The sequence below is a fragment of the Streptosporangium sp. NPDC002524 genome (assembly GCF_040295985.1).
In the GTDB taxonomy this organism is placed as follows: domain Bacteria; phylum Actinomycetota; class Actinomycetes; order Streptosporangiales; family Streptosporangiaceae; genus Streptosporangium.
The window spans coordinates 240,040-264,015 of sequence record NZ_JBEOWK010000008.1; the positions used below are offsets into that span (position 1 = coordinate 240,040).

General features: G+C 69.3%; 19 protein-coding genes, 1 tRNA gene and 2 pseudogenes. 10 read left to right on the forward strand and 12 right to left on the reverse strand.

Annotation, left to right across the window (positions count from 1 at the left end):
- Positions 1-94: 94 nt before the first annotated feature.
- A complete protein-coding gene (locus tag ABT053_RS16445; RefSeq protein ID WP_350969856.1) occupies positions 95-418 on the forward strand; it encodes a helix-turn-helix domain-containing protein in 324 nt (107 codons plus the stop codon).
- Positions 419-465: 47 nt separating this feature from the next.
- Here the strand turns inward: ABT053_RS16445 and ABT053_RS16450 are convergent, their stop codons facing one another.
- Positions 466-1,497 carry a lytic transglycosylase domain-containing protein gene (locus ABT053_RS16450; protein ID WP_350969857.1) on the reverse strand — a complete coding sequence of 344 codons (1,032 nt, stop codon included), beginning with the start codon at positions 1,495-1,497 and terminating at the stop codon, positions 466-468.
- Positions 1,498-1,777: 280 nt separating this feature from the next.
- Positions 1,778-2,164 carry a nuclear transport factor 2 family protein gene (locus tag ABT053_RS16455; RefSeq protein ID WP_350969858.1) on the reverse strand — a complete coding sequence of 129 codons (387 nt, stop codon included), beginning with the start codon at positions 2,162-2,164 and terminating at the stop codon, positions 1,778-1,780.
- A 339-nt stretch (positions 2,165-2,503) separates the two neighbouring features.
- Here ABT053_RS16455 and ABT053_RS16460 point away from each other — a divergent pair, with 339 nt between their 5' ends.
- The gene (locus ABT053_RS16460; RefSeq protein ID WP_350969859.1) at positions 2,504-3,169 is read left to right on the forward strand and encodes a DUF305 domain-containing protein; all 666 of its coding nucleotides are present in this window, start codon (positions 2,504-2,506) and stop codon (positions 3,167-3,169) included.
- A gap of 386 nt (positions 3,170-3,555) precedes the next feature.
- Positions 3,556-4,107, forward strand: coding sequence for a hypothetical protein (locus tag ABT053_RS16465; RefSeq protein ID WP_350969860.1), 552 nt, complete (start codon positions 3,556-3,558; stop codon positions 4,105-4,107).
- Positions 4,108-4,448: 341 nt separating this feature from the next.
- On the opposite strand, the gene ABT053_RS16470 is transcribed toward ABT053_RS16465, so the two are convergent.
- Complete coding sequence (locus tag ABT053_RS16470; RefSeq protein WP_350969861.1) at positions 4,449-6,611, reverse strand: alpha-galactosidase; 2,163 nt, start codon at positions 6,609-6,611, stop codon at positions 4,449-4,451.
- Between the two features lie 445 nt (positions 6,612-7,056).
- On the opposite strand from ABT053_RS16470, the gene ABT053_RS16475 reads away from it, so the two are divergent.
- Together ABT053_RS16475 and ABT053_RS16480 are read left to right on the forward strand one after the other, a co-directional pair.
- On the forward strand, positions 7,057-7,974 hold the full coding sequence (locus ABT053_RS16475; protein ID WP_350969862.1) for an alpha/beta fold hydrolase: 918 nt from the start codon (positions 7,057-7,059) through the stop codon (positions 7,972-7,974).
- Between the two features lie 9 nt (positions 7,975-7,983).
- Positions 7,984-8,589: a TetR/AcrR family transcriptional regulator gene (locus ABT053_RS16480; RefSeq protein ID WP_350969863.1), complete on the forward strand. Its 606-nt coding sequence runs from the start codon at positions 7,984-7,986 to the stop codon at positions 8,587-8,589.
- Between the two features lie 652 nt (positions 8,590-9,241).
- Here the strand turns inward: ABT053_RS16480 and ABT053_RS16485 are convergent.
- On the reverse strand, positions 9,242-10,327 hold the full coding sequence (locus ABT053_RS16485; protein WP_350969864.1) for a hypothetical protein: 1,086 nt from the start codon (positions 10,325-10,327) through the stop codon (positions 9,242-9,244).
- 225 nt (positions 10,328-10,552) lie between these two features.
- Here ABT053_RS16485 and ABT053_RS43460 point away from each other — a divergent pair.
- The 3 genes and pseudogenes from ABT053_RS43460 to ABT053_RS16500 form a co-directional block, all read left to right on the forward strand.
- Positions 10,553-10,781 (forward strand): annotated as a pseudogene (locus ABT053_RS43460) (ArsR/SmtB family transcription factor); the annotation flags it as partial.
- Between the two features lie 274 nt (positions 10,782-11,055).
- Positions 11,056-11,517: an SRPBCC family protein gene (locus ABT053_RS16495; protein ID WP_350969866.1), complete on the forward strand. Its 462-nt coding sequence runs from the start codon at positions 11,056-11,058 to the stop codon at positions 11,515-11,517.
- Positions 11,518-11,740: 223 nt separating this feature from the next.
- Positions 11,741-12,205, forward strand: a complete 465-nt coding sequence (locus tag ABT053_RS16500; RefSeq protein WP_350969867.1) for a VOC family protein — start codon at positions 11,741-11,743, stop codon at positions 12,203-12,205.
- Between the two features lie 425 nt (positions 12,206-12,630).
- Here ABT053_RS16500 and ABT053_RS16505 read toward each other — a convergent pair whose 3' ends face one another.
- Positions 12,631-13,155 carry a hypothetical protein gene (locus tag ABT053_RS16505; protein ID WP_350969868.1) on the reverse strand — a complete coding sequence of 175 codons (525 nt, stop codon included), beginning with the start codon at positions 13,153-13,155 and terminating at the stop codon, positions 12,631-12,633.
- Positions 13,156-13,457: 302 nt separating this feature from the next.
- Here ABT053_RS16505 and ABT053_RS16510 point away from each other — a divergent pair.
- A pseudogene (locus ABT053_RS16510) lies at positions 13,458-14,138 on the forward strand (transposase family protein); the annotation flags it as partial.
- Between the two features lie 145 nt (positions 14,139-14,283).
- Here ABT053_RS16510 and ABT053_RS16515 read toward each other — a convergent pair.
- Positions 14,284-15,471 carry a hypothetical protein gene (locus ABT053_RS16515; protein WP_350969870.1) on the reverse strand — a complete coding sequence of 396 codons (1,188 nt, stop codon included), beginning with the start codon at positions 15,469-15,471 and terminating at the stop codon, positions 14,284-14,286.
- A 964-nt stretch (positions 15,472-16,435) separates the two neighbouring features.
- Positions 16,436-16,508 (reverse strand) — tRNA-Arg (locus ABT053_RS16520).
- A 1,235-nt stretch (positions 16,509-17,743) separates the two neighbouring features.
- Here ABT053_RS16520 and ABT053_RS16525 point away from each other — a divergent pair.
- Complete coding sequence (locus ABT053_RS16525) at positions 17,744-18,700, forward strand: D-alanyl-D-alanine carboxypeptidase family protein (RefSeq protein ID WP_350969871.1); 957 nt, start codon at positions 17,744-17,746, stop codon at positions 18,698-18,700.
- 128 nt (positions 18,701-18,828) lie between these two features.
- Here ABT053_RS16525 and ABT053_RS16530 read toward each other — a convergent pair whose 3' ends face one another.
- From ABT053_RS16530 to ABT053_RS16550, 5 genes are all read right to left on the reverse strand, one after another.
- On the reverse strand, positions 18,829-19,434 hold the full coding sequence (locus tag ABT053_RS16530) for an RcpC/CpaB family pilus assembly protein (RefSeq protein ID WP_350969872.1): 606 nt from the start codon (positions 19,432-19,434) through the stop codon (positions 18,829-18,831).
- A gap of 339 nt (positions 19,435-19,773) precedes the next feature.
- Positions 19,774-20,583: an S-methyl-5'-thioadenosine phosphorylase gene (locus ABT053_RS16535; RefSeq protein WP_350969873.1), complete on the reverse strand. Its 810-nt coding sequence runs from the start codon at positions 20,581-20,583 to the stop codon at positions 19,774-19,776.
- Between the two features lie 264 nt (positions 20,584-20,847).
- Complete coding sequence (locus ABT053_RS16540; protein WP_350969874.1) at positions 20,848-21,219, reverse strand: FmdB family zinc ribbon protein; 372 nt, start codon at positions 21,217-21,219, stop codon at positions 20,848-20,850.
- A 488-nt stretch (positions 21,220-21,707) separates the two neighbouring features.
- Positions 21,708-23,213, reverse strand: a complete 1,506-nt coding sequence (locus tag ABT053_RS16545) for a potassium/proton antiporter (protein ID WP_350969875.1) — start codon at positions 23,211-23,213, stop codon at positions 21,708-21,710.
- Positions 23,214-23,377: 164 nt separating this feature from the next.
- Entirely contained in the window at positions 23,378-23,959 is a 582-nt protein-coding gene (locus ABT053_RS16550; protein WP_350969876.1) for a 5-formyltetrahydrofolate cyclo-ligase, read from the reverse strand.
- Positions 23,960-23,976: the final 17 nt, after the last annotated feature.

Here is a 23,976-nt window from a genome sequence, read left to right on the forward strand (position 1 = left end):
CCGACGACGGTGGCCGTCCGCGTCGAGCCCAGGCTCCGCGACACCGCCGACAGGACTGGAACGGCCCACCGGGTCACCATCGTGAGGAGGGCCGATGGGCTCGGGTGACGTCTCCGGTCACCGGTTCGACGACGAGGACTACCCCGCCTACAGCATGGGCCGGGCCGCCGAGATGCTCGGCGTCACCCCGGCCTTCCTGCGCAACCTGGGCACCGCCAAGCTGATCGAGCCGCAGCGCTCCGAGGGCGGCCACCGCCGATACTCGCGCTACCAGCTCCGCCTGGCCGCCCGCGCCCGCGAACTGGTCGACCAGGGCACCGCCCTGGAGGCGGCCTGCCGCATCATCATCCTGGAGGACCAGCTCGCCGAGGCCCTGCGGATCAACACCGAACTCCGGCGGAGCCGCGACCGCCAGTGAGGGACCCAGTGATGGACCCGGTGAGGAACCCCGCGCCGGGCGTGGGGTCAGGGGCCGGTGAGGCGCCGGTCTCCACGGGTGGTGACCACGAACACCTGCCAGTTGTAGTACGCGTAGTAGTTCCTGATGTCTCGCTTGATCTGGCGGGCGTGCAGCTGCACCGCGTCGACGTACGCGTAGGAGTGGTTGTAGGCGTACAGCGCGCGCCGGTAGTCGCGCGGCGCCCCCGACGCGCGCAGATAGTTGGCCGCGGCGAGCAGGGAGTCGCGGGTGTCCTGGATGTCACCGCCCATCCCGTACGCGTCCCAGGTGCGTGGCATGAACTGCATGGGCCCCTTGGCGCCGGTGTGGCTCGGTGACCGCACCCGGCCGAACTTGGTCTCGACGAACATCACCGCGGCCAGCACCTCCCAGTCGACGCCGAACTTCCGCTCGGCGTACCGGAAGTGGCCGAGCAGGAAGTCGGCGGGCTTGGCCGGCTGGACGCGGAACTTCGCCGCCCCGCTGATGGGCTTGACGAGGGAGCGCAGGCCCCGGCCCGCCGTCACGTTGTCCCTGGCCTGCCCGGCCAGGGCCTTCGGCAGCCTGGCGTAGGTGCGGGAGGCGATCTTCGGGTTGACGACGAGGTAGCGGTAGATGCGCTGCTGGTGCAGGGCCAGCAGCACCACCGGCTCGGGGGGCTGTCCCTTGGCGGGGTCGCCGTCGCGTCTCCAGTCGTCGATGGCGCTCTGGAGCCGCGCGGTGGTGGTGGTCAGGGCGCGGGCCAGCCGTGTCGGGTCGGCGGGGATCGCCGCGTCCGGGGCGGGCAGAGCGGGTGCCGCCTGCCCCGCGGGGGCCTGCCCCTCGGGCTCCGCCGCCGTCGACGGTGCCGTCGAGGGGGTGGAGGCCGCGGATGCGGTGTCCTGCGCGGTCGTGTCCTGTGCGGTTGTGTCCCGTGCGGTCGTGTCCCGTTCGGTCGTGTCCTGCGCGGCACCGGTTCGTGAGGCGGTGTCCTGCGCGGCGGCACTTTGTGAAGTGGCGCTTTGTGAGGTGGCGCAGCCGGAGACCGCGATGGCCATGCCGACGAGCGAGGCGATCACCGGCCTCCCGCGCGACCGGCCCGCGCGCGTGCCCCGCGCCCTGCCCTCTGGGATGCCTGGGACATCCGATATGTCAGAGACGTCCGGCTGCGCGGGCGTCGCCCGCCCGCTCGGCCGGTAGCCACGCTCCGGCCGTGAAACCTCCGCGCGCTGATCGTTCATCGGCCCCAACGTACCCGAGCGGCGGCCTCCCGGGCCGCTTTCCCGAACTTCCCGATTCCTTGAATTTCCTGAATTTCCCGAACAAACGGGACTCGTCGCGGGGGAGAGGCCGCGGCCCTCAGGCCAGGCCGGCGTGGGCGGCCAGGACGCGCCAGCCGTACTCGTTCGTGTGCACCCAGGTCCGGGTGTAGCGCATCCGTCCCGCGAACGGCTCCCCGGCGAACGTGCCCTCCAGCGTGCCGAGGAAGCAGGTGACACCCGTGCTGCCCTCGACGATCACGGTGAGGTCCTCCTGGACGAGTTTCGTCATGATCTGGGTCCGTGAGCGATGGTTGTGGAGATCGATTTGCTTCGCCCCCGGGTGGCACTCGCCGTCCGGCGGTCCGGTGAAGACGAGCTGCTCGTCGAGCAGCCGGTCCAGCATCTCGACGTCTCCGGAGAGCTGTGCCGCCTGCAGGCGCTGCTCGGCCTCGTGCAGCGCGTCGACGAGGGTGTGGTCGGTCATGGGGGTCCTTTCCTGCGAAGACATCCGAGAGCCTAGAGAACATCCGGCGGGAGCGGGCCGTCCGGCGTACGGCGGTACGGCCGCACGGCCGCACGGTCGCGCGGTCAGGGAAACGCCCGTGGGATGACCTTCCCAGGGCCCGGTGAGATGATCTTCCCAGGGTCCCGTGAGATGACCTTTCCAGGGCTCTGACCTGGGCGGCGACGTTGACCGGCCGCCACGGAAAGGACTTTGGTCCCGGCCCGGCGCGCCGAACAGCCCTGTTCCCGCCGGAGGGCCGGGGCCATCCTGGGATGCGGGGGAGCTGCGTGGTTGTCGGGGGAGAAGAATATGAGGCCGGTGATACAGAGGATCCTGTTCGGATCGATCCTGGTGATCGTGGCGATGGTGGGTGTCGCCGTGGCGTCCGCGATCGAGGATCGGCTTTCGCAGCCCCAGGGGTCCGACGCTCCGGCCGACCCGGACGAGCGGTCCACGGGCGGGGTGAGCGACGTGACCGAGATCAGCGAGTTCGACTATCTGACGCGGATGGTGCCCCATGATCAGGAGGCCGTCACCGCCGCGAAGCGGCTCCGGCGCTCCGGCACCCCGAGGATGCGCCGGCTGGGCGCGACGATCGCGGCCACGCAGGCCGCCGACATCGTCAGGATGAAGGGGTGGCTGGCCAGGTGGTACCCAAGGTGCGCCACGGCGGCCGGACACCAGCCGATGATGCGCGACCTGTCGAAGCTGTCGGGTGACGCGCTGGACAGGGCGTTCCTGAAAGACATGATCTCGCACCACAAGGCGGCGGTGATGATGTCCCAGCACCTCCTCAGGAACGGACCCGTACGGCACGAGGAGGTCGCGGCGTTCGCCCGCGGCCTGCGGGACACCCAGCACGCCGAGATATCCCGGCTGCAGCGATTGCTGGAGACCGGCCCGCGGGACGGGCACACCCGGCCGATCACACTGACCGGGCAGCCGGTGGCCCTCGCCCTGGCTCTGTCCCTGGCCCTAGCCTGATGATCTCCCAGCCGCCGGGAGGCCGGTCTTTCCGGTGGTGATCTTTCTGCCGATAGCCGGTGGCCGGTGGCCTTCGATCGATGGCCGATGACTTTCTGCCGTAACCGGCGACCGGTGCCCTTCGGCCGACGACCGGTGACCTTTGGCTAGTGAGAGGTGGTCACTCGTCATCGCCGCCCGCTTCGCGGCGCTCGCCCGTCGTTCCACGCCGGGAATCCGTCAGGTGCCGGCCGGACGCCGGAACGACCCGGATCTCCCGGCAGGTCCCGACAGGTCCCGATAAATCCCAGCAGGTCCTTGTACGATGCCGGGATCTCGGGGACCCCGGGCCGGGACGCGGGTGACCGCGTCCAGATCATCGCCGGGCGAGGTTGGAGTCGAGGCCTGTGAGCAGCAGTTCGGCGCCGAGAGGATTCGGCGACCTCTGGTCGAAGGACCGCGCACGACAGAACGCCGCGTACGAGGAGATGATGGGGGAGACCCGCGCCCCGGTCCCCTGGGCCTATGAGGTGTGGGACGAGGTGGTCGGCAACCTCACCCACGACGACAACCACAACCGGGCGATCGCGGCGCAGATCCTGTGCAACCTGGCGGTCAGCGACCCCGAGGAGCGCATCCTGAAGGGCCTCGTCCCGCTGGTGGAGGTGACCAGGGACAAGCGGTTCGTGACGGCGCGGCACTGCCTGCTGTCGCTGTGGAGGATCGGGCTCGCCGGGCCCGCGCAGCGAGCGGCCGTGGTCGACGCGCTCGCCGCGCGGTTCGGCGAGTGCGGGCCGGAGAAGAACTCCACGCTCATCAGGAACGACATCGTCGTCGGATTGCGCGATCTCCACAGGGCCACGGGCGACGAGACGATCGCGCGGCGGGCGGCGGCGCTCATCGAGACCGAGGACGACCTCAAGTACCGCCGCAAATACGAGAAGTCCTGGCGTCAGTGACCGCGGGAGCGGAGGAGCCCGTCCCCCGGTCCCGAGAGTGTCCGCGAAGGGCGCCCAGCCGTCGCTCATCCGCCCCGCCGCCGGTACCAGCCCCCGGACGGGAACCAACGCGGCGCCGATCCCGGAGGCCGTGCCGGTCACCACGGCCACCTTCCCGGACAGCGGTCCCCGCCCCATGATCCGCATCTCCAGAAGGCCGCGGACCACCTGATGACAAGGCCGAACGGCACCGAGGAGACCGTACTCGTCCTGTGCGCGGCCGGTCCCACCGAACACCGCGACCGTGCCAAGGGCTGAGCCCGGGGAGCGGACCCGGCTCAGGACGGTGGAACGGCTCCGGCTCACGACGCCGCCGTCCGGCTCACGACGCGGATCAGCACCGAGCGGTCTACGTCCAGTGACGGCGCCTCGACGCCGACGAGCCGCAGCACCCGGCCGGGCAGGGTCACCCCGTCGCGCTGCCACGGCGGGAGCACGGCGCCGGGCGCGGGCGGGGTGCCCGGGTGGACGGTCTCGACGGTGTAGGTCCGCTCGTCGTCGAGTCCGGGGAGCCGGACGCGTCCCGGCGGCCAGGTCGACGGGCGTTCGACGACGCTGAACGCGTACAGCGCCTCGCTCCGGTCGCCCGCCACGACACCCTGGAGGCGCAGCGCCGCGTCGGCGAGGTCGGCGTGCACGACGTCCCCCGAGTGCAGCAGCGCCCGGTGCTCCTTGTGGAACGCGATCCACCTCGCGAGCGCGGCGCGGGTCCCGTCGTCCATGGCGAGCAGGTCGGCCTCGACGCCGAGGTGCCCCCACAGCGCCTTCTCCGCGCGGTAGTCGAGCGGATGCGTGCGGCGGGTCGTGTGCGTCTCCCCGGCTCCGATGTGCGTGCCCTGCGTCTCCGGGGGCACCAGCAGCCCGGTCCAGCGCTGGATCTCCAGCCGCTCGTGCGGGTCGTTGCAGTCGCTCGGCCAGACCCGGTCGGCGTACTCCAGCACGCCGAGGTCGATACGGCCGCCGCCGCCGGCGCACGACTCGATCTCCAGCCCCGGGTGGGCGGCCTTGAGGTCCGCCATCAGCCGGTACGCCTGCCGGACCTGCTCGCGCACCCCCGGCCGCCCGTCGGGGCCGTGCCCGGCGTCGAGCAGGTACCGGTTGTGGTCCCACTTGACGTAGGCGATGCCGAGCGAGCCGACCAGGGCGCTCATCCGCTCCAGGAGGTGGGCGTACGCGTCCGGATGGCCGAGGTCGAGGACGTGCTGGTGGCGGGAGGGCAGCCCGGGGCCGTGCCCCGCGTCGAAGATCCATTCCGGGTGCTCGCGGGCGAGTTCGGAGTCGAGGTTCACCATCTCCGGCTCGAACCAGAGCCCGAAGTCCATCCCGGCCTCGCGTACGCGGGCGACGAGCGGTTCGAGGCCGTCCGGCCAGACGGCCGGGTCGACCGTCCAGTCGCCCAGCGAGGTGGTGTCGTCCCGGCGGCCGAGGAACCAGCCGTCGTCCAGCACGAACCGCTCGGCGCCGACCTCCGCCCCGCGCTCGGCGAGCGCGGCCAGGGTCGCGAGGTCGTGCCGGAAGTAGACGGCCTCCCAGGTGTTCAGCACGACGGGCCGGGGAGAGGAGGGATGCCCGGGGCGCGACCGCAGGTACCGGTGGAACCGCGAGGCGAGCTCGTCCAGCCCCACCCCCCACGAGCCGTACTGCCACGGGCTCTGATACGAGTCGCCCCGCCCGAGCACGACCTCGTCCGCGAGCAGCGCCTCTCCCGCCGCGAGGTGCCTGGTGCCCGCCGGGGTCCGCTCGGCGGCGAGCACCTGGTTGCCGCTCCAGGCGAGGTGGGTCGCCCACACCGTCCCGTGCCGGAACCCGAACCCCTCCTCACCGGCGACGAGCAGCAGCGTGTGTTCGAGCCCCGGCTTGCCGCCCCGCGAGGCCCGGACCCACTCCCCGACGTGGAACGGGCGCCGCTGCGGCACGCGTTCCAGCGCCCAGCGGCCGGTCAGGTCGAGGACCTCCGACGCGTCCGACGGCACGGGAAGGGCCGTCTCCAGGCCACCGACGCGGTACGGGGCCTCGGCGTCGTTGGTGATCCGGGCCCGCTGCCGTACGAGACCACCGGCGGCGAGGACCTGGATCTCGATCTCGGCGGTGAGCCCGTACTCCGGGTCGCGCGCCGTGCCGCGCAGCACCGGGCCACCGGGGGCCTCGTTGTCGAGGTGGTACGTCGCGTGCCGGAACCTCGGCGCCCAGCGGCGGCCGTCACTGTCGCCGACGAGCCCCGGGCGCCCGAGCCAGCCCTCCGCGAGCTGGGGGAGCACCGGGACGGGCTGCGGGCAGGTGACCGCGCTGTCGCCGACGGCCGGGAGCGCGGCCCGCCGCAGGTCCGCCAGGGCGCCGTCTCCCAGCGGGCCGAGGTCCGCTCCCCAGTGCAGGACACGCGGGAGCCGGCCGCCGTCGACGGCGACGACGAGGCCGGTGCCCCCCGCGCGCAGATGCGCCGGTACATCGTTCGTGGTGTCGTTCACCGTCCGATCGTTCCCCGTTTTGTCCGTCATCCCTTGAGCCCGCCGCTCGCGATGCCCGAGAAGGGCTGCCACCGCAGGAGCAGGAAGACGATCACGAGCGGGGCGGGTAGTCCGTACCGAACCGCCCCCGGCCGGCGGCGGCCGGTTCTCCCCAAGGGCGAGACGATGAGCGGCCACCGGAGGCCGCTCCACGAGCAGAGGCCGGTCGCCACGGCGAGCACCGGGTGCCCTCAACGAACGTGTCACCCTCAACGAACGTGTCACCAGCTCTGAGCGTGGATGATCGTGCCGCTTGAGCCGGATAGCTCCTTCGCGGTCGATGCGGTCGATGCGGTCGATGCGGTCGCTCCGGTCGAGCGATCGGCCCGCGCTCCACCGCGACAGCCGGCCCCGCGCATCGTTAGGATACGGCTGTATCCATTCGGGAGATGAGGTCACCGTGCACATGCCTGACCGACCGTCCGCCTTCACCAGCGACTCTGCCCGTGACAAGTACTACGCCGTCTACGACCGAGTGCTCGGCGAGCTGTGGCCGGTGCCGGTGGACGCCATCGACGTGGAGACCCGAGCCGGCATCGTGCGGGTCTACCGGGCCGGGCCCGCCGAGGGGGATCCCGTGGTGCTCCTGGCCGGTGCCGGCGGGAACGCGCTGGCCTGGTACCGCTACATCGAGCCGCTGGCGCGCACGCGCCCGGTCCTCGCCGTCGACCCGCTCGGCGAGCCGGGCCGCTCGGTCCAGAGGCGGACGCTCGCGACCGGCGCCGAGGTCGGTGGCTGGATCACCGACGTCCTGGCCGCAGTTGGAGCCGAGCGCGCGCACCTGGCGGGTTTCTCCTCCGGCGGCTGGGCCGCGGTGGAACAGCAACTCGGCGGGGGCGGCCGGGTCGCGGCGCTGACGCTGGTGGATCCGGGCGGCTTCGCGCCGTTGCCCAGGCGGTTCATCCGCTGGGCCCTTGCCGGTGCCGTCGCCTCCACGCTTCCTCGTACGTTGCGACACCGCATGGCCGGCGTAGTGGACAACGGGGTGCTGCGCGAGGACGGGCTGGTGGAGCTGATGCGGGTCGGCTGGTTCTTCCGTCGGCGTGTGCCCATCCCGCCCGCCTACACCGACGAGCGGATACGCGAGGTGTCCGTGCCCGTGCAGGTGCTGCTGGGCGTCCGCAGCGCACTGCTCGACGCGCGGGCGCTGGCCGCGCGGCTGGCGGACACCGCGCCGTCCTGGCGGGTGGAGATCGTGCCCGGCACCGGACATTCGCTGCCCGTCGAAGCTCCGGAACTGGTCGCCGAGCGGATCCTCACCTTTCCCGGCCAGACACGGCCCGAGACCACCGCACCTCCGAAGCACAGCACGAACAACAGGTAGGAAACGGGCATGCCCCGACAGGTGGATCATGATGAGCGGCGGCGCCGGCTGACCGAGGCGCTGCTGCGCATCGCCGGCACCCGCGGCCTGCGGGCGGTGTCGATGCGTGAGATCGCCGCCGAGGCCGGGGTCTCACTGCGCGTCGTCCAGTACTACTTCACGAACAAGCAGGCCCTGCTCGAGTCCGGCCTCACCGAGCTGGGTGCCCGCATGGACCGCCGGGTGAAGCGGCGGGCCGCCGCCATGGGCGAGCTGACGCCGCGAGGCGTTTTCGCCGCCGTCCTCGGCACGATCCTGCCCTTCGACGAGCAGAGCACACTGGACTCCATGGCCTGGACCGCCTACTACACCGCCGCCCTCACCGACCCGGCGCTCGCCGCGGTCGGGCTCACCCTGCCCAACGCGCTGGAAAACTTCCTCACCGTACGGCTGACGGCCGCGCAGCAGGCCGGGGATATCACCCCCGATCGTGACCCGCGTACCGAAGTCGCCGGCCTTCTGGCCCTCGCCAACGGCCTGACCTCCAGCGTCCTCAGCCAACAGCGCAGCTACGAGGCTGCCACCAAAATCATCGACTACCACCTGGACCGCCTGTTCGGACCGGAGATCTCTTGATCTCCGGGACCTCTGATCAGGGAAAATCCCGCTCGTTCGGGGCTGGTGGCACGTTCGTCGACGGCACCCCAGCGCGGCGAACGCGGCGAGCATCGGCCTCGCCATCGGGAGCATGACGTGCGACGCCCCGCGGCAGCGGCGCTTGCCCTTCAGGTCCGCGTTCTTGGGGAGGCGGAAGGCTCGGTAGGCGCCGGAGAAGTACACGGCGACCTTCTGGTTCTCGGACATCGAGACGGCCTCGGTGCCCGGCAGCTGCCGCAGCGTCGGCGACGAACCAGCGGCCCGCCGCCCGGTCCAGAACCTCAGCCCGGCGACGCTCTCCGGGCTCGCGAAGCCGGACGCGGTGCCCTCGCCGTTGACGATCGCCCCATCGGCCTGCAGGATCGTGTCGCAGCAGCCGCCCCACGGGTCGAGATGTCCCTCACACGCCCTTGGCCTTGTCGGTCGGCTTCCTGGCCGCGTCCTTCCCAGTCGTCCCCGCCCAGATGCCGTCCCGATACGCCACCTCGCCTCGTCGAAGAGGACCTTGCCGCACCAGAACGGCGGAAACGGCAGATCGGCTGGACGATGCGATATCGAACGGTGTCGTGATCGACGCTGTTGTGGTCGATCCAAGCCGCTCAGTCCAGGCTGAACGACCACGGTGTCGTGATCAGTCCAGCTTGAACCGGTCGTACATCGCCTCAAGCCGCTCCTGGCGTTGCCGATCTCCAAGCACGATCTGAATTCGTACGACGTGTCCGTCGATGTCATGATCGGCGGCGACGGGGAAGAGCCCGTCCCCCCAACTGGTCATGAAGCACATGGTTCGGCTGCCGTCGATCTCGATCGTGCCGGCCTCGTGCTCCGCGGCTCTGACCTCGGCCATGACCTGCCAGTGGTGGGAGTGCGGCCGGAAGTCGACCGCGATCATCCGTTCCGGAACGGCCTGCCCCCACTCCCGCAGGGCGACGACACGACCGGCGGCCTCGTCAACGGGCAGATCCGCCCACCCGTACACCCCGTCCTCGCCCGGACCGGCCAGGGGCGAGGCACCGAAGCGAACGGCCGCCTCCCGCACCGATCGTCCCCAGAACGCGACGTCGGCCATGCCGTCGAGCGGCTCCTCGTGCCACCACGCTCCCAGCGCGTCGGCGTCGACGAGGCTGAGCCGTCCCGCGTCCACCCCGACGTGGCCAAGGAGTCTGGTCGATGCGGGGTGCGTGGAGCGCACGTTCAGGGAGACCGATTCCCACCGCACACCGATTCGTCCGTAGTCCCGGGGCGTCGCCGTCACCGTGATCTCCCGGTCGGTGGGCAGGTCACCGATCGCCACGACCGGAACACCGTTCATGATGAACTCCGAGCCGCCGGCCCGTGCCGCGCGTTCGGCACGCTCACGATGCGCCACCCGCGGTTCCTGACGTTCGAGCCAGGCCGCGAAACCATGTGCCCGGCAGTGGTCGGCGAAGATGTCGGTCATTTGCTCGACACCGTGTCCGGGGATGTCGTAGAGCCACGTACCTGACTGGCGGTCGAAGGACCGAGCGGCCGGCTCGGCGTCGGGCCCGGCCACGGCCAGGTCGGCCGCCGCGCGAACGCTCTCACGCAACGCCGGATCCACGGCGGAGAGCGCGAACTCGTCCGCCACCGGTGGCGCGTTCCCCGACCACGCCCCCAGATAACCGGTGTCGGCGATCACCAACCGCCCGGACGGACAGGTGATCGACCCCAGCGTCGCGGGGGTGTCAGTCGTCATCCGGGCAGTATGCCGCACCCTTCCAGATCCTGATCAGCAGCTCTGCGCGTACGCCGCCCGGTCCGGCGGTCGTCGATCCGTCCGGCGGTCCCGGAGTGCCGGTGGGCCGCGTCTGCCGTACGACCTCGCGGCCTTGTCGTTGTCGTACCAGGCCCGGAGTCCTTGACAGGGGTGAACCTAGCAGGGTAGAAAACCACCTAGTTATAGAACCGAAAGGTAATCAAAGTGGCTGCCGACGTTCTCGACGCGACGTTCGCCGCGCTCGCCGATCCGACCCGGCGAGCGATCCTGGCCCGGCTGATGGAGGGCGAGGCCACGGTGACCGAGCTGGCCGCGCCCTTCGCGATGAGCCAGCCGGGCATCTCCAAACACCTGCGGGTGCTGGAGCGCGCCGGCCTGATCTCGCGCGGACGCGACGCGCAACGCAGACCCCGCAGGCTGGAGCCCGGCCCGTTCAGGGACGCCATGGACTGGCTGGCCGACTACCGCTCCTACTGGGAGGAGAGCTACCAGAAGCTGGACGTCCTCCTCGGCGAGCTGGAGCCCGGCGAGGCGAACGCGGTCGAGGGGGAGAGCTCGTGGCCCGGCGGAGCGAACGCCGCGGAGCGGGAGATCCCGTCACCCGGAGAGGCGAACGCCGCCGTACGGAAGAGCCGAGAGAGCAGAGAGAGCCGAGAGACCCCGTGATGTCACGGCAAGACCAGGCCGAGGGTCTGAAGGTGCGAGCGGTGTCCGACACCGACCTCGTGCTCACCAGGACGTTCGCCGCCCCCCGCGGGCTCGTCTTCGACGCGTTCACCCGGCCCGAGCTGCTCCGGCGATGGCACGGCGCACGCGGCTGGCACCTCGTCGTCTGCGAGATCGACCTGCGCCCAGGCGGCGCCTGGCGCTTCGTGTCACGCGGGCCTGGAGGTGCCGAGCTGGGCCAGAGCGGGGTGTTCCACGAGATCGACGCCCCCGGCCGGCTGGTCCAGAGCGAGGTCCACGACGGCTGGGAAGAGGGTGAGGCCCTCGTCACCACCGTCTTCGACGAGCGAGACGGCCGGACCGCGATGACCACCACGGCGCGCTACCCCTCACGCGAGGCCCGCGACAGCATCCTCCGCACCCCCATGGAACGCGGCGTCGGCGAGGCGTACGACCGCCTAGCCGAGATGCTCGACGAGACGACCGCGAACGCCGACCCGTGAGACCGCCCCGGAAGGCGAGCCACGATGCCCGCGCACCGGTCAGCCGTGATGCCCACGCACCGGTCGCCCGTGAGGGGCGAACCGGGATGACCGCCCGTGAAGGGCGAGCCGCACTGACCGCCTGTGAAGGGCGGACCGCACTGACCGCTCGCGAAGGGCGAGTCGTAATCACCGACCGTCTTAGATGACGAGTCGCGACGACCAACCTGAAAGGCAAGCCGCAATGACCGATGCCCAGCCCACGCAGACCGAGATCCCGGCCGACGTCGCCGACATCCCGGCCAACCCCGCCAACCCGCCCGTCCCTCCCGGCACGTTCCTCCTCGAACTCGTCCCGGTGCCCGTCAAGGACATTGATCGGGCCAAGGCCTTCTACGCCGACCGACTCGGCTTCAACGTGGACGTCGACGTACGGCCCGCGGACGGGGTCCGAATCGTCCAGCTCACCCCACCGGGCTCGGCCTGCTCGATCACCCTGAGCGAGGGCGTCCAGTCCCTCGACATGCCGGTCGGCACACTGCGCGGCCTGCACCTGGTGGTGAGCGACATCGAGGAGGCCCGTACGGCACTCATCGAGCGCGGCGCCGACGTGGGCCCGGTCGAGGACCTGGGCGGCGTCTACTACGCCGCCTTCGCCGACCCGGACGGCAACACCTGGACCCTCCAGCACATGCCCTGGCGCGTCTAAAAGCGCCTGACAGAATGAGTTCCGCCGTGCTCCGATCTCTCGCTGTGGCGACGGTGAGAAGAGCAACGGGCGGCGCGGCTGAGGCCGTAGGAGGTCGGCGACGAGTCGTGGGCGGTCATCGAGCTGCCCCTGCCGAAACACCAACGCCGACCCGCTGGGCCAGGACGTGAGCGGCCCGATGACCGCCTGTCCCCGCAGGGAGTCTTGTTCGTGCCGCACACCGGGATCGCCCGGGAGCATCTGCCGTGAGAACTTGCCACGGCGCAGACATGACGTGCCAGTGGCGGCCGAACGAGTGGCACTGGGCCCGGTGTCCGGCAACGCCTGCACGAGGTGCTCCTAACCAACCCGAATCTCACCGGAGCCTTCTCGGTCATCTGCCTTCTCCGACATGTCCCGGATCGGACCGGACCGGGCCGGGCCGGTCACAACGTGCTGTCCTCCCAGTGCGGGGTATGCGACTCGATGTCCTCCGGCACGCGAATCCGCCCGTTCGCGAGAACGAGTGGCGCGATCTCAGCGCTCTCGTGGAAACGCAGGTAACCGACGAAGGATTCGGCACCGCCGGCATATGCGTTGACCGAGCGTCGGCCGAGCCAGTCCAGCAGTGTCCGGAGTCGGTAGAAGTCGTCGGGATGGAGTTCCTGGCGTACCGTCAGCGCCCAGCCGCCCGATCGCTCTCGCGCGACCAACTCGGCGACGAGCGCACCCCCCACCCGCAGTGCAGCACCGCGCTGCGCGAACACGGGCTCCGCCTCCGCGTCCTCCCACTCGCAATCGGGGTCGTCGGGATCCCCGAGCGGATAGGTTTCCACGTACCTGTCAGTGCCGATCGGCAGCCGCTCAGGTCGCGGCCCCTGCCCCACGTGCCACCGCAGCTCAGCGAGCTCGTCGTCGGTCACGTCAGCACGAACGTCCACCGACAGCACGAGTTCGTAGATGTCCCCCATCGGCACACCGTACCGTCGCGACGCCCCGAGAGATCATTCCGTGAGGAGCTCATACAGGATGTGGCCGTCGCGGTCGGCCTGCGGTCCCTGATCTCCGGCAGGGTTCAGAGATCTCGAAAGCCCTCTCCCAGGTCCCGCCCCCTCAGGCCGGATCTCCACGTTTCCAGGGGACAAACAGGATGTCGGCGCCTGCACTCCGCGCTCGGCTACCGGCCACCCCTGGAAGTACTCAACGAGTCTCTTTCCACCCAAACAGCCGCATAGGCTACGCCCATAAGACGGCTGTCCGGAATCTGCAAGGCACCTCACTCGGCTATGTGCTGGCCGTGGCCCGCCACCATCAGATCACCACCGGCGCGGGCAAGGTCCGCGCCGACGCCGTCGCGGCGAAGATTCCCAAGACCGCCTGGCAGCGCCACTCGTGCGGCCCAGGCGCCAAAGGGCAGCGGCATTATGACTGGGCGCTGGTGGCCACCACCAGCCCGGCTCACCGGCTGCTGATCCGCCGCTCGGTCAGCAGGCCCTCGGAACTGGCCTTCTATCGCTGCCACACCTCGGCGCCGGTCCCGCTGTCGCGTCTGGTGGCCGTAGCCGGAGCCCGCTGGAGCATCGAAGAATGCTTCCAGGCCGCCAAGAACGAGACCGCCTTCGACCACTACCAGGTCCGGCTTTATCCGGCCTGGTACCGCTACATCACGCTGGCCATGCTCGCGCTGGCCTTCCTGGCCGTCACCCGCGCCGACCTGGCCGACGAACCATACGGCTCGGCTGCGGATACGTCAGTGGCAGCCCGGGCAGGTGACGCGCAACCGGTCAGGTTGCCGACCGTGGTCTCCGCCAACGAGATCCGCCACCTGTTCACGTCGCTGACTCGACCAGCCCTCGACGAGCAGCGCATCAAACACTGGTCAGCGTGGCGATTACGCCACCAGGCACGGGCTCAACGAGCTCACTACCAGCGGCAACGCATCAGAGATCACTAAGTACGGCTGGAGTACTAGTTCAGCACAAAGGCGCGACTAAGCCAACCACGCGACCATTGACACCCATGCCAATATGGGAGTACATGACGAAAATGTTTATTCTATTATTTATTATGAAAGACGGGGTAGCGGATGGAGGGGTGCATCACTTGAGGCGAAATCCGTAGAGCATCCTGCCTTCATGTATGAGAGCAACTCCATCATCGCTGACAGCGATGGGAGTTACGGTCAAGCTGTCAGAGAGTACATTCCCGTTTATGGAATTCACTGCCACGTAAGCTGTTCCTCTGTTTTCGAATTCTGGCTTCACTAGAAAATAGGCGCTACCTTCAACTGCCAAGACAGGGGCGAGATTTCGAGCATGGGGGCCAGGCTGCTGCCATGCAATCTTCCCGGAGCGCACGTCCAGCGCAGTTACGGGAGGATTTGCGGCGCGATTGCTGGCGCACAGGGCCACCCCATTCCCCGAGTCATAGATTGAGGTGTGGCAGTCGAAATCCGGCGGATTTTTTATGACCCCATTCGCCTTCCCTGTCTTCACGTCATGGAACTCAAGGGAATATTCTCTCTGCCAGGATGAGGTCGGAGTCCTCCTGAGAGTGACCAAAGTCGACCCGAACACGCCGAGAACTTCACTGTCCTTCAACTCCCAGAGTGTACGACCACCCCGCTGGAGGTCGATAGCCTTGACTCCTTTTCCTTCGGTGATGCCTTCCGAGAAGGTCATGATGGCCGTATCGTCCACTACCTGATACAACGTGTCGTCTGTCGGGTAACTGTCTGCCGCTAGCTTCACGATCTCCCTTCCGGATCCATCCTTAATGGAGACGAGTCGAGAGAGGTTACCTTCATCAGGCCCCGAGCCGTTCACAAACGCGCCAGCGGAACGCACCTCTGCTTCGATTACATAGCCGCCTTCGAAGAAGTCGCTTCTATCCGATGGCGATTGCCAGACAACCCCGCCGTCCTCGCTCACAACCAGATCCATAGGCTGTTCGTGCGCCGACTGCATGCCTGACGCCGGAACATGCCGTGTGTATCTGAGGACAGCAACGGGCTTCCCCTTCATACGGTCCCGCCGGAACTGCGGAGATGAGGACATGAGGCCCTCCTGTGACGCGGAAAGAGGAATGTTCGCAAGTTCCCTGCCCGATGCGGCATTCACAACAACCAGCGCACCGCCTGGGGTATCCTCGCGAATATAGGCGATCGATCTGCCAACACCCATCGCCAAATTCACTATTCCGCTTCCCTTGGCCCAAAGCGGCTGAGGTTCAAGGCCAGGAACAACGGGCCCCGCATACGATGGTTTTGAAGGCTCAGCCTGCGCCATTTCACCTGCCGCCTTACTGTCTGTCGTCGCACTCGAACACGCGGTCAACAGGACGGCGCTAAGCAAAGCAGGAGCAAAGCGAAGAACACGCATGGGCATCCTCAGAGTCAGCTTCCGGCAGCCTTCGGGATCATAGCTATGAACCGCTTTTACCGAAAGGATCTCCACTGAGGTGACCTCAGTGAAATAGCTCGGCGGGATGGGGGCATTGGGCCCAAATGGGGGCGTTCCGGGCCTTTGGGGGAGTCGTCGAAGGCTGGAAACAGACATGGAGCCCCTGGCGAAAGAGCCCTCATCGCAAGACGCTCAACTGGCCAGAAGGCTCCACGTGATTGCTCATCGTGCCACGCTCGACGTCTTCCGCGCACTGGTTCAGTGCGTCGCCCGATTCCTGCGCCAAGAACGCCGACTGCGCGGCGTTCTCGCCGACAGCTCGAGCCTTGACCTCGTTCCGACAGGCGATCATGGTGCTGCGCTGGTTTCGCGGCGAGCGCGACATCCGCAAGCTTGGCCGCGACCACCGCGTCTCCTGGGCCGCCGCCTAGCGCTACATCCGCGAAGGAGTCGAGGTTCTCGCAGCTCAAGTACTAGATCTACACGACGCGTTTGACCGTGCCCACGACGCAGGGCTGGCGTACGTGATTCTGGACGGCACGCTGATCCCAATTGACCCAGACCATCAACCTTTGTGGTCAATACATCTAGCCTTTCTCCACATCAATGGGATGAGTTAGCTGTCGCAGGCGCAATCAGTCATGAAGCAGAGCCGTCGGGATAGGAGACTCATGGGGATCTGAGGCGTTCTCGTCTCAGTGTGAACCGGCCAGACGCTTACAAGATCATCTCGTGAATAGACCGTGACCAGTGAGTCGGGTCTGCGCGTGGTGGCCTACGGCTGCACGTGACGGAAGCCGTATCCGGAAAGAAATCCCAGGTCACACGGCAGACTACAAGATCAACTAGGTGCCCCCGGCATGATTCGAACATGCGACACCCGCTTTAGGAGAGCGGTGCTCTATCCCCTGAGCTACGGAGGCAGGGGCTCCTAGTAAGAGTAGCGAAAGTAGCGAGTGGTTGCGCGCCCCGAGGGGGAGTTGGGGACAGACGATGGGTTATCGCTTCGCTGGCCTGGAGTAAAAGGGCGGCAAGTGGGCGGGTGTGCGGTGGTGGGCGAGGTTAGTGTCACGGTCCGTGATCGACAGGCGACGGAAGCGCATTCGCGGGCATCGCGCCCTGCGGCCGGTGGTGCTGTGTGGCGCGATGCTGGCGCCCGCGCTTCTGGCCGGGGGGTTGCTGGTGGCCGAGCTCACCGGCTACGAGGCGGCCGTACGGATGGCCGATGCCGATGCGGAGCCTGGGGAGCCTGAGGGATACGGAGAGGCCGAAAGGCCTGGTAAATCTGGAGAAACCGAGGAAGTCGCGGAGGCAGAAGAGGCCGAGAGACTCAGAGATGCCGAGACGCTTCGCGAAGATGGGGGTCTCTGGGCGAAGGGTGGGGAGCGGCGGGAGTTTCAGGGGGGCGGGGGAGCCTGGACCGGTTCGGCGGCACGGCTGGGGGCGGGGGGGCCCGGCGGGTCGCCGGACGAGGAGCCGCCGGGGAACGCGGTGGCCGTGGTGCCGGTCGTGGTCGGGCCCGTACGGAGCCGGGTGTTCGAGGCGAGGCTGGTGCCTCCGCCGTTGCGGCCGGAGCGGGTGTACGGGGGATGGGTGCCTGTCGCGGCGAAATCGGGAGTGCGTCGTACGGAGGAGAACCCCAGCACATCCGGCCGGCTGGATGACGCCCGTGAGGCGAACGGGATGGATGGTGTGGACGAGCCAGATGTGGTCGTTCCCATAAAGACCCGTCCGCAAGGCTCCAGAGAGCCACGGAAGGTGGCATTGCCGCCCCCTGTGGCGCCTGAGTCCCGGGGGGAGCGAACGCCGCCACTCGCGCCACCTGAGCCCCGCGACGGGTGTTCGGCGGAGTGGAAGGGGACGTGGCTCTGGGAGGTCTGCAAGAAGCGGGGGCGGCAAGAAGTCTGACTTGTCCGGTCGCAAAAAGGGGTGTTCGGCGCATAACGGCTGTGGAGAGCTGGCCCGTGCACTTGGTCAGCTGTAGTAGCGTGCGTGCCTGACCCAGGTCACGAGTTCGCAAACGGAGGGGTCGAACGTGCCACCTCGTCGATCAGCGGGTCTGATCGCCGTCGTCGCGACGATGACTTCCTTCCTGCCGGGAGCCGCTGCCGCGCAGCGGGCGCCGGCGGAGGTTCAGGCCGTCGTCGCCGCGGAGCCGGTGAATCTCACAGAACTGCGTCGTGAGGCGGAGAAGGCCGCGAAGGATCTCGAGGCCGCGACCAAGGCGCTGGAGCAGCGGCGGGCTCAGATCCGTACCTCGGAGAAGGAGCTCTCCACCAAGCTGCGGGAGCTGCAGGGGGCCGAGAGGGCCTTCGCTCAGGTACGGCAGCCGCTGTCGGACCTCGTCGGGGTCCTCTATCAGCAGCCGACCGGTGGTGACGTGGCCGGTTTCCTGTCCGGTGAGTCCGACACCGACACCCTGCGTGCGATGGCCGGTCTCACCCAGATCGTCGCTGAGCGCGACCTGATCCTTGAGGACAGCAGCCGCCTGCAACTGGAGCGGGAGCGCCTGGCGGGTGAGGCGCAGGAGCTCCGGGCGGGCAACCTCCTCGCGGAGGCGCAGATGGGCGCCGAGATCGAGACGCTCAGGGTGCGCTCGCAGAAGATCGTCCAGTCCCTGACCAAGGCGCTGGTGAAACTGGGCGTCAAGATCGACAAGAGGGGACGTCCCGCGGCCGGGTGCGACCCGACCAGGGCGACCTCGATGGACGAGTTTCCCAACGGGCTCATCCCGCAGGCGTACCTCTGCCCGCTCCAGCAGCGGGGCAACCAGCTGCGGGGGGACGCCGCGCTCGCGTTCATCAGCCTCAACGAGTCGTACAAACGGCAGTTCGGCAGGCCGATGTGCGTGACCGACAGCTACCGCAGCCTGGCCGAGCAGCAGTCGGTCTATTACACCCGTCCCGGCCTGGCGGCGGTCCCGGGCCGCAGCAACCACGGCCTGGGACTCGCCGTCGACCTGTGCGGGGGGGTCGAACGCTTCCGCTCGGCCGAGTTCAACTGGCTGGAGACCAACGGCAAGAAGTTCGGCTGGATCCACCCCAAGTGGGCGTACGTCAGCCCCTTCGAGCCCTGGCACTGGGAGTACGACCCCAAGATCGGCTCCCTGCTGTAAGGGGGTTCGCTCGGTCGCGGCCTCGCGGGCGCTGTAGCTCTGTAGTCGGTGCTCGGCGTGAGCGGAGGGTAGGGCGGCCAGAGCTTTCCCGGCTTCTGGCCGCTGTCTTTCATCGGTCGCCGTGAGATTCATCCTGTGCGCGGGCCGATCGTGATGGAGAGCCGACCGCCGGCCTGGGCGGAGGCGAGCTCGGTCGCCTGGGCCGACGTGGTGGCCAGCACGATGAGCGCGCCGCGCTCCGACTCCCCGCCCGGGGTGGCCAGGACCGTGACGTCCTCGGCCGCGACGGTCGCCGGAACATCGCCGTCCCATGCCGAGGTGGTGGCGAGCACGTCCACCACGTCACCCGGGGAGAGCAGGCCCGCGGTCTCGGGGTCGGCGACGCGTACGGGGGTGGCGACCGTTCCCTCGCCGTGGGCGGCCAGCAGGCCGGGGCCGAGCAGGCGGACGTCGGTCAGCGGCTCCCCGCGCCGCGCGGGACCCGTCAGGATCTTTCCCGCGTACGGCGTGCCGGGCCTCAGGGCGCCGTCGGGGACCGTACCGGGTCTCAGCGGGGCCGGTACGAGGTCGGACGGCTCCAGCACGCCACCGGGAAGATCCCTGGAGGCGGTCAGGACGGTCACCGAGGCGGTGTCCGGGCGCAGCGCCAGTACGGCGCAGCCCATCGCCAGGGCGGCGACGGCGGTGGCGATGAGACGGTGACGGCGGTCGAGGAAGCGGCGCAGAGCGCGCATGGCTGACTCCAGGGATGGGAGCCGGGCGGCGCGGTGCCCGTGATGGGTGGGACGGCCTCGCCGAGTGGCGGTGCGGTGCCCGTGGTGAATGGGATGTCTGGCCGCGTGGCGGTGCGGTGTCCAGGGTGGGTGGGACGCCCGGCCAAGTGGCGGTGCCCGTGAGTGGGTGGGGCTGCCTCGCCGAGTGGCGGTGCCCGTGGTGGGTGGGATGGCCGGTCGATGGGCGGGGCGGGGGACTCTCGACGGGTCCGGGTGGCTTGGACGGGAGAGGGATTCGGTCGTTTTCGGGGTTCGTCGGGGGACTTGCTTGATGGTGGTGCAAGGGCGCCGGTCGCAGGGTCAGCCGGGGAGGTCGAAGGGGAGCTTGAGGCCGTCCAGCGCGTTCGGGCAGGGGCAGGTGCGCTCTTCGGGGAGGGCGGCGACGACGTCGCCGACGAGGGAGCGCATGCGGCCGACGTTGGTGGCGAAGAAGGCGAGGACCTCGTCGTGGGTGACCCCCTCGCCCGCCTCGACCCCGGCGTCGTGGTCGGTGACGAGGGAGATCGAGGTGTAGCAGAGGGCCAGCTCGCGGGCGAGGACGGACTCGGGGAAGCCGGTCATGCCGACGATCGACCAGCCGTTGCCGCTGAACCAGCGGGACTCGGCGCGGGACGAGAAGCGCGGGCCCTCGATGACCACGAGGGTGCCGCCGTCGGTCACCTCCCAGTCGGCGGAACGCGCCGTGGAGACGGCCGCCGCGCGACCCGAGGGGCAGTAGGGGTCGGCGAAGGCGACGTGGACGACCCCGCCCGCGTCGTAGTAGGTCTGCACCCGGCCCGAGGTGCGGTCGACGATCTGGTCGGGGACGACCAGGGCGCCGGGGCCGATCTCGGCGCGCAGCGAGCCGACCGCGCTGGGGGCGAGGACCTGGCGGACGCCGAGGGAACGCAGTGCCCACAGGTTCGCCCGGTAGGGGATCCGGTGTGGGGGGAAGCGGTGGTCGCGGCCGTGGCGGGGCACGAAGGCGACCGAGCGCGACCCGATCCGGCCGACCGTGACGACGTCGCTGGGCGGGCCGTACGGCGTGGTGATCTCGACCTCTGTGGCGTCGTCGAGCAGGGAGTAGAAGCCCGAGCCGCCGATGACTCCGATGTCCGCGCGAGTGACCATGGAGCAGAGGTTAGCGCCACGGACCGGTCCCTGAGGAGCCCGGGTGACAGCCTGTGGATAACTACGTCCGCGGGTGGCCGCTCGATCGCTTTCGGTGAAACGGGCGGGACGCCGACCGGGGAATGTCTCGCGATACCGACGGCGGACGGAGAGGCTGAGGCTTGTCACCCACCCGTCTTCCGCCGATGGGGGCTACGGTCCGGGGCGGCCGGTTGGGTGGCCGCCCTTGAACGGCCGGAGGGTGGGAGTGGCGGGCGACGTGGCTCAGGAGGCCGCGGCGGCCGTGCTGCTCGTGGTCTTCGTCGACTTGGAGTCCGACGAGGAGCTCGACGACTTCGACGAGGACGAGTCGGACGAGCTCGACGAGTCGGAGGACTTCGACGAGGACGAACCGGAGGAGTCCGAGGAGCCGGAAGAGCTCGACGAACCGTTCGCGGAGGTCACCGTGCTCGACGACGAAGACCGGCTGTCGGTCCGGTAGAAGCCCGAGCCCTTGAAGACGATGCCGACCGCGGAGAACACCTTGCGCAGGTCGCCCGCGCAGCTCGGGCACTCGGTGAGAGCGTCGTCGGAGAACTTCTGGACGATTTCGAACTGGTTGTTACAGGCTGTGCAGGCGTACTGGTAGGTGGGCACGCGCTCCTCCTCGTATGATCCGCGCCGATTGGCACTCTAGTGGCGCGACTGCTAATGGTACGCAGCCGACAAGCTTAAACGCGAGTCGGAGTCCTCGCATTCCGTAGCCGGATCCCGATCAGATGGGGCCGGATCCCGCCTCGTACGTGGCCCGGCCTGGTGGATCGGGTGTTCCCGGCCCCCGATTCGGCAGTGTCCAAATGCTCGCCCCGGCTTTGGCGGGACCCCGCTTCGGACGTGGCCGGGGCCTGGATCGGGTACGGCCGGACCCCGGTTCGGATGCGGGCCGTCCTCGGATCGGGGACCGCCGCCTTCAGGTCAGGTGCCGGACGACGTCACTTAAGTAACTTAAGGGACTTAAGTGCCGGACGTCGCTCAGGTGTCTGACCTCAGCCGGGTGCCGCCCCCTGATCGGACGCCGGCCCCTGATCGGACGCCGCCCCCCGCCCAGACGCCGTACCCCACCCGGACGCCGCGTCGGCCCCCGATCAGGTGCCCCGCTCGCCGAACCAGCCCGCGAGTTTGCCCTTGCGGCTGATCGCGCGCATCCGGCGTTCGACCGTGTCGCGGCAGGCGGCCGTGGTCACGACCAGCAGCTGGTCGTCGACCCTGATCCTGGTGGAGTCGGTGGGGACGAACGTACGGCCGTCCCTGACGATCAGCGTCACCTGGGCGTCCGAGGGCAGTCGCAGTTCGAAGATCTCCACGCCGTGGAGCATGGACGTCGGGGGCACCTTGACCTGGAGCAGGTCGGCGTTGAGCTCCTCCAGTGGCGCCGACTCGACCTCCAGGTCGCGGGCCTCGGCGGGCGTGGTCAGCTTGAGGAGCTTCGCCACGAACGGCAGCGTCGGCCCCTGCAACAGGGTGTAGACGATGACGATCACGAAGACCTCGTTGAACACGAACTTGGCGGTGCCGTCGGGAACGGAGGTGGCGGCCCAGGGGATGGTGGCGAGCACGATGGGCACCGCGCCGCGCAGTCCGGCCCACGACAGGAACGCCTGCTCCCGCCAGCCCAGCCGGTCGATGCGCGTCAGCCGGGTCAGCAGCGCGGAAACGATGATCGACAGAGGGCGGGCCACCGCGACCAGGATCAGCCCGGCCACCAGGCCCGGCACGATCGCGGACGGCATCTCCGAGGGGCTGGCCAGCATGCCGAGCATGACGAACAGGCCGATCTGCGCCAGCCAGGCCACCCCCTCGGCGAAACCCCGCGAGGCCGCGCGGTGCGGCATCCGGGAGTTGCCCATGACCAGTGCCGCGAGATAGATCGCGAGGAAGCCGCTGCCGTGCAGCAGCATGGCTCCCGCGTAGGCGACGAACGCGAGCGCGAGCACCGCGATGGGGTACAGGCCGGAGACGGGCAGCGCGATGCGGCGCAGCGCGTACGCGCCGAGCGGGGCGACCGCCAGGCCGACGGCCGCGCCCACCACGAGTTCGAGGACCACCTCGAACAGCGCCACCCCAAGACTGGGCGAGGTGGCCGCGCTCAGCAGCATGACGGCGATCACCGTGGGCGCGTCGTTGAGCCCCGACTCGGCCTCCAGGATGCCCGCGAGGCGCGAGGGCAGGGGCAGGCGCCGCAGTACGGAGAAGACGGCGGCGGCGTCGGTGGAGGCGAGGATCGCGCCGAGCAGGAACGCGGTCCGCCAGTCCATGCCGAGGATCAGGTGCACCGGGATCGCGACGGCCGCGATGCTCACCCCCACGCCGACGGTGGCGAGCACCAGGGCGGTGGGAATGGCTCCCTTGACGTGGCTCCAAGTGGTGGTCAGACCGCCCTCGGCCAGGATGATCGCCAGCGCGATCAGGCCTATCTGCTGCGCGAGCTGCGGGTTCTCGAACTGTAGCCCGAGCCCGGACTCGCCGACGAGCAGCCCGAAGCCCAGGAAGATCAGGAGGCTGGGCAGCCCGCTCCGATGGGCGACACGTACTGCGACGATGGCCGCGATGACGATTCCGGCACCGAGAAGCAGCCAGACGTCCAGTCCCATCTGGTCCCCTCTCCGACTCCGGGGACCATTGTGTCGTATTCGAGAGGGCTGCCACGCGCGGGCGGCGCCCACTCCCTGTCACGATCCTGACGCTTTCAGTCCCGCTTCAATCCCGCGTACGCCGACGCTCCGCCGGTCGGTCACATCCCGGTTCCGCCGGTCGGTCAGGCCTCCGCGACAGCGGTCTTGAAGATCCCCTCAGGGGTCGCCGCGTAGCGAACCGCGAGGTCGTGGGGCTCGGCGGGCACCCCGTCGATCAGCTCGCCCTCGTGGAGCAGCGCCACCGTCGGCACGTTCGGGCCGACCCTGGCCAGGGCCCGGTCGTAGGAGCCGCCGCCCCGGCCCAGCCGTACCCCGGTGGTCCTGTCGACCGCGAGCGCGGGCACGATCACCAGGGCCGCGGTCCTGACGGCGTCGACGCCGCGCCGGGTGTCGACCGGTTCCATGAGCCCGAAGCGGCCGGGGGCGAGGGTGTCGGGGCCGTCGTACACCGCCCAGTCGAGATCGTCGTCGTCGCGGAGCACGGGCAGGATCACGGTCGCGCCGTGTTTCCACAGGGCGAAGACCAGCCCGTGGGTCGCCGGTTCCGTACCGATCGACCAGTAGCACGCGACCAGCCCGGCCATCTGGACCCAGGGCCGGTCCAGCAGGGATTCCCTGATCTGGACGGAGGCCGCGTGCCGTTTCTCGCCGGGGATCGAGGCGCGTGCGGCCTCGATCGTGGCACGCAGCGTCAGCTTGCCCACAGGTCCCTCCACTAAGG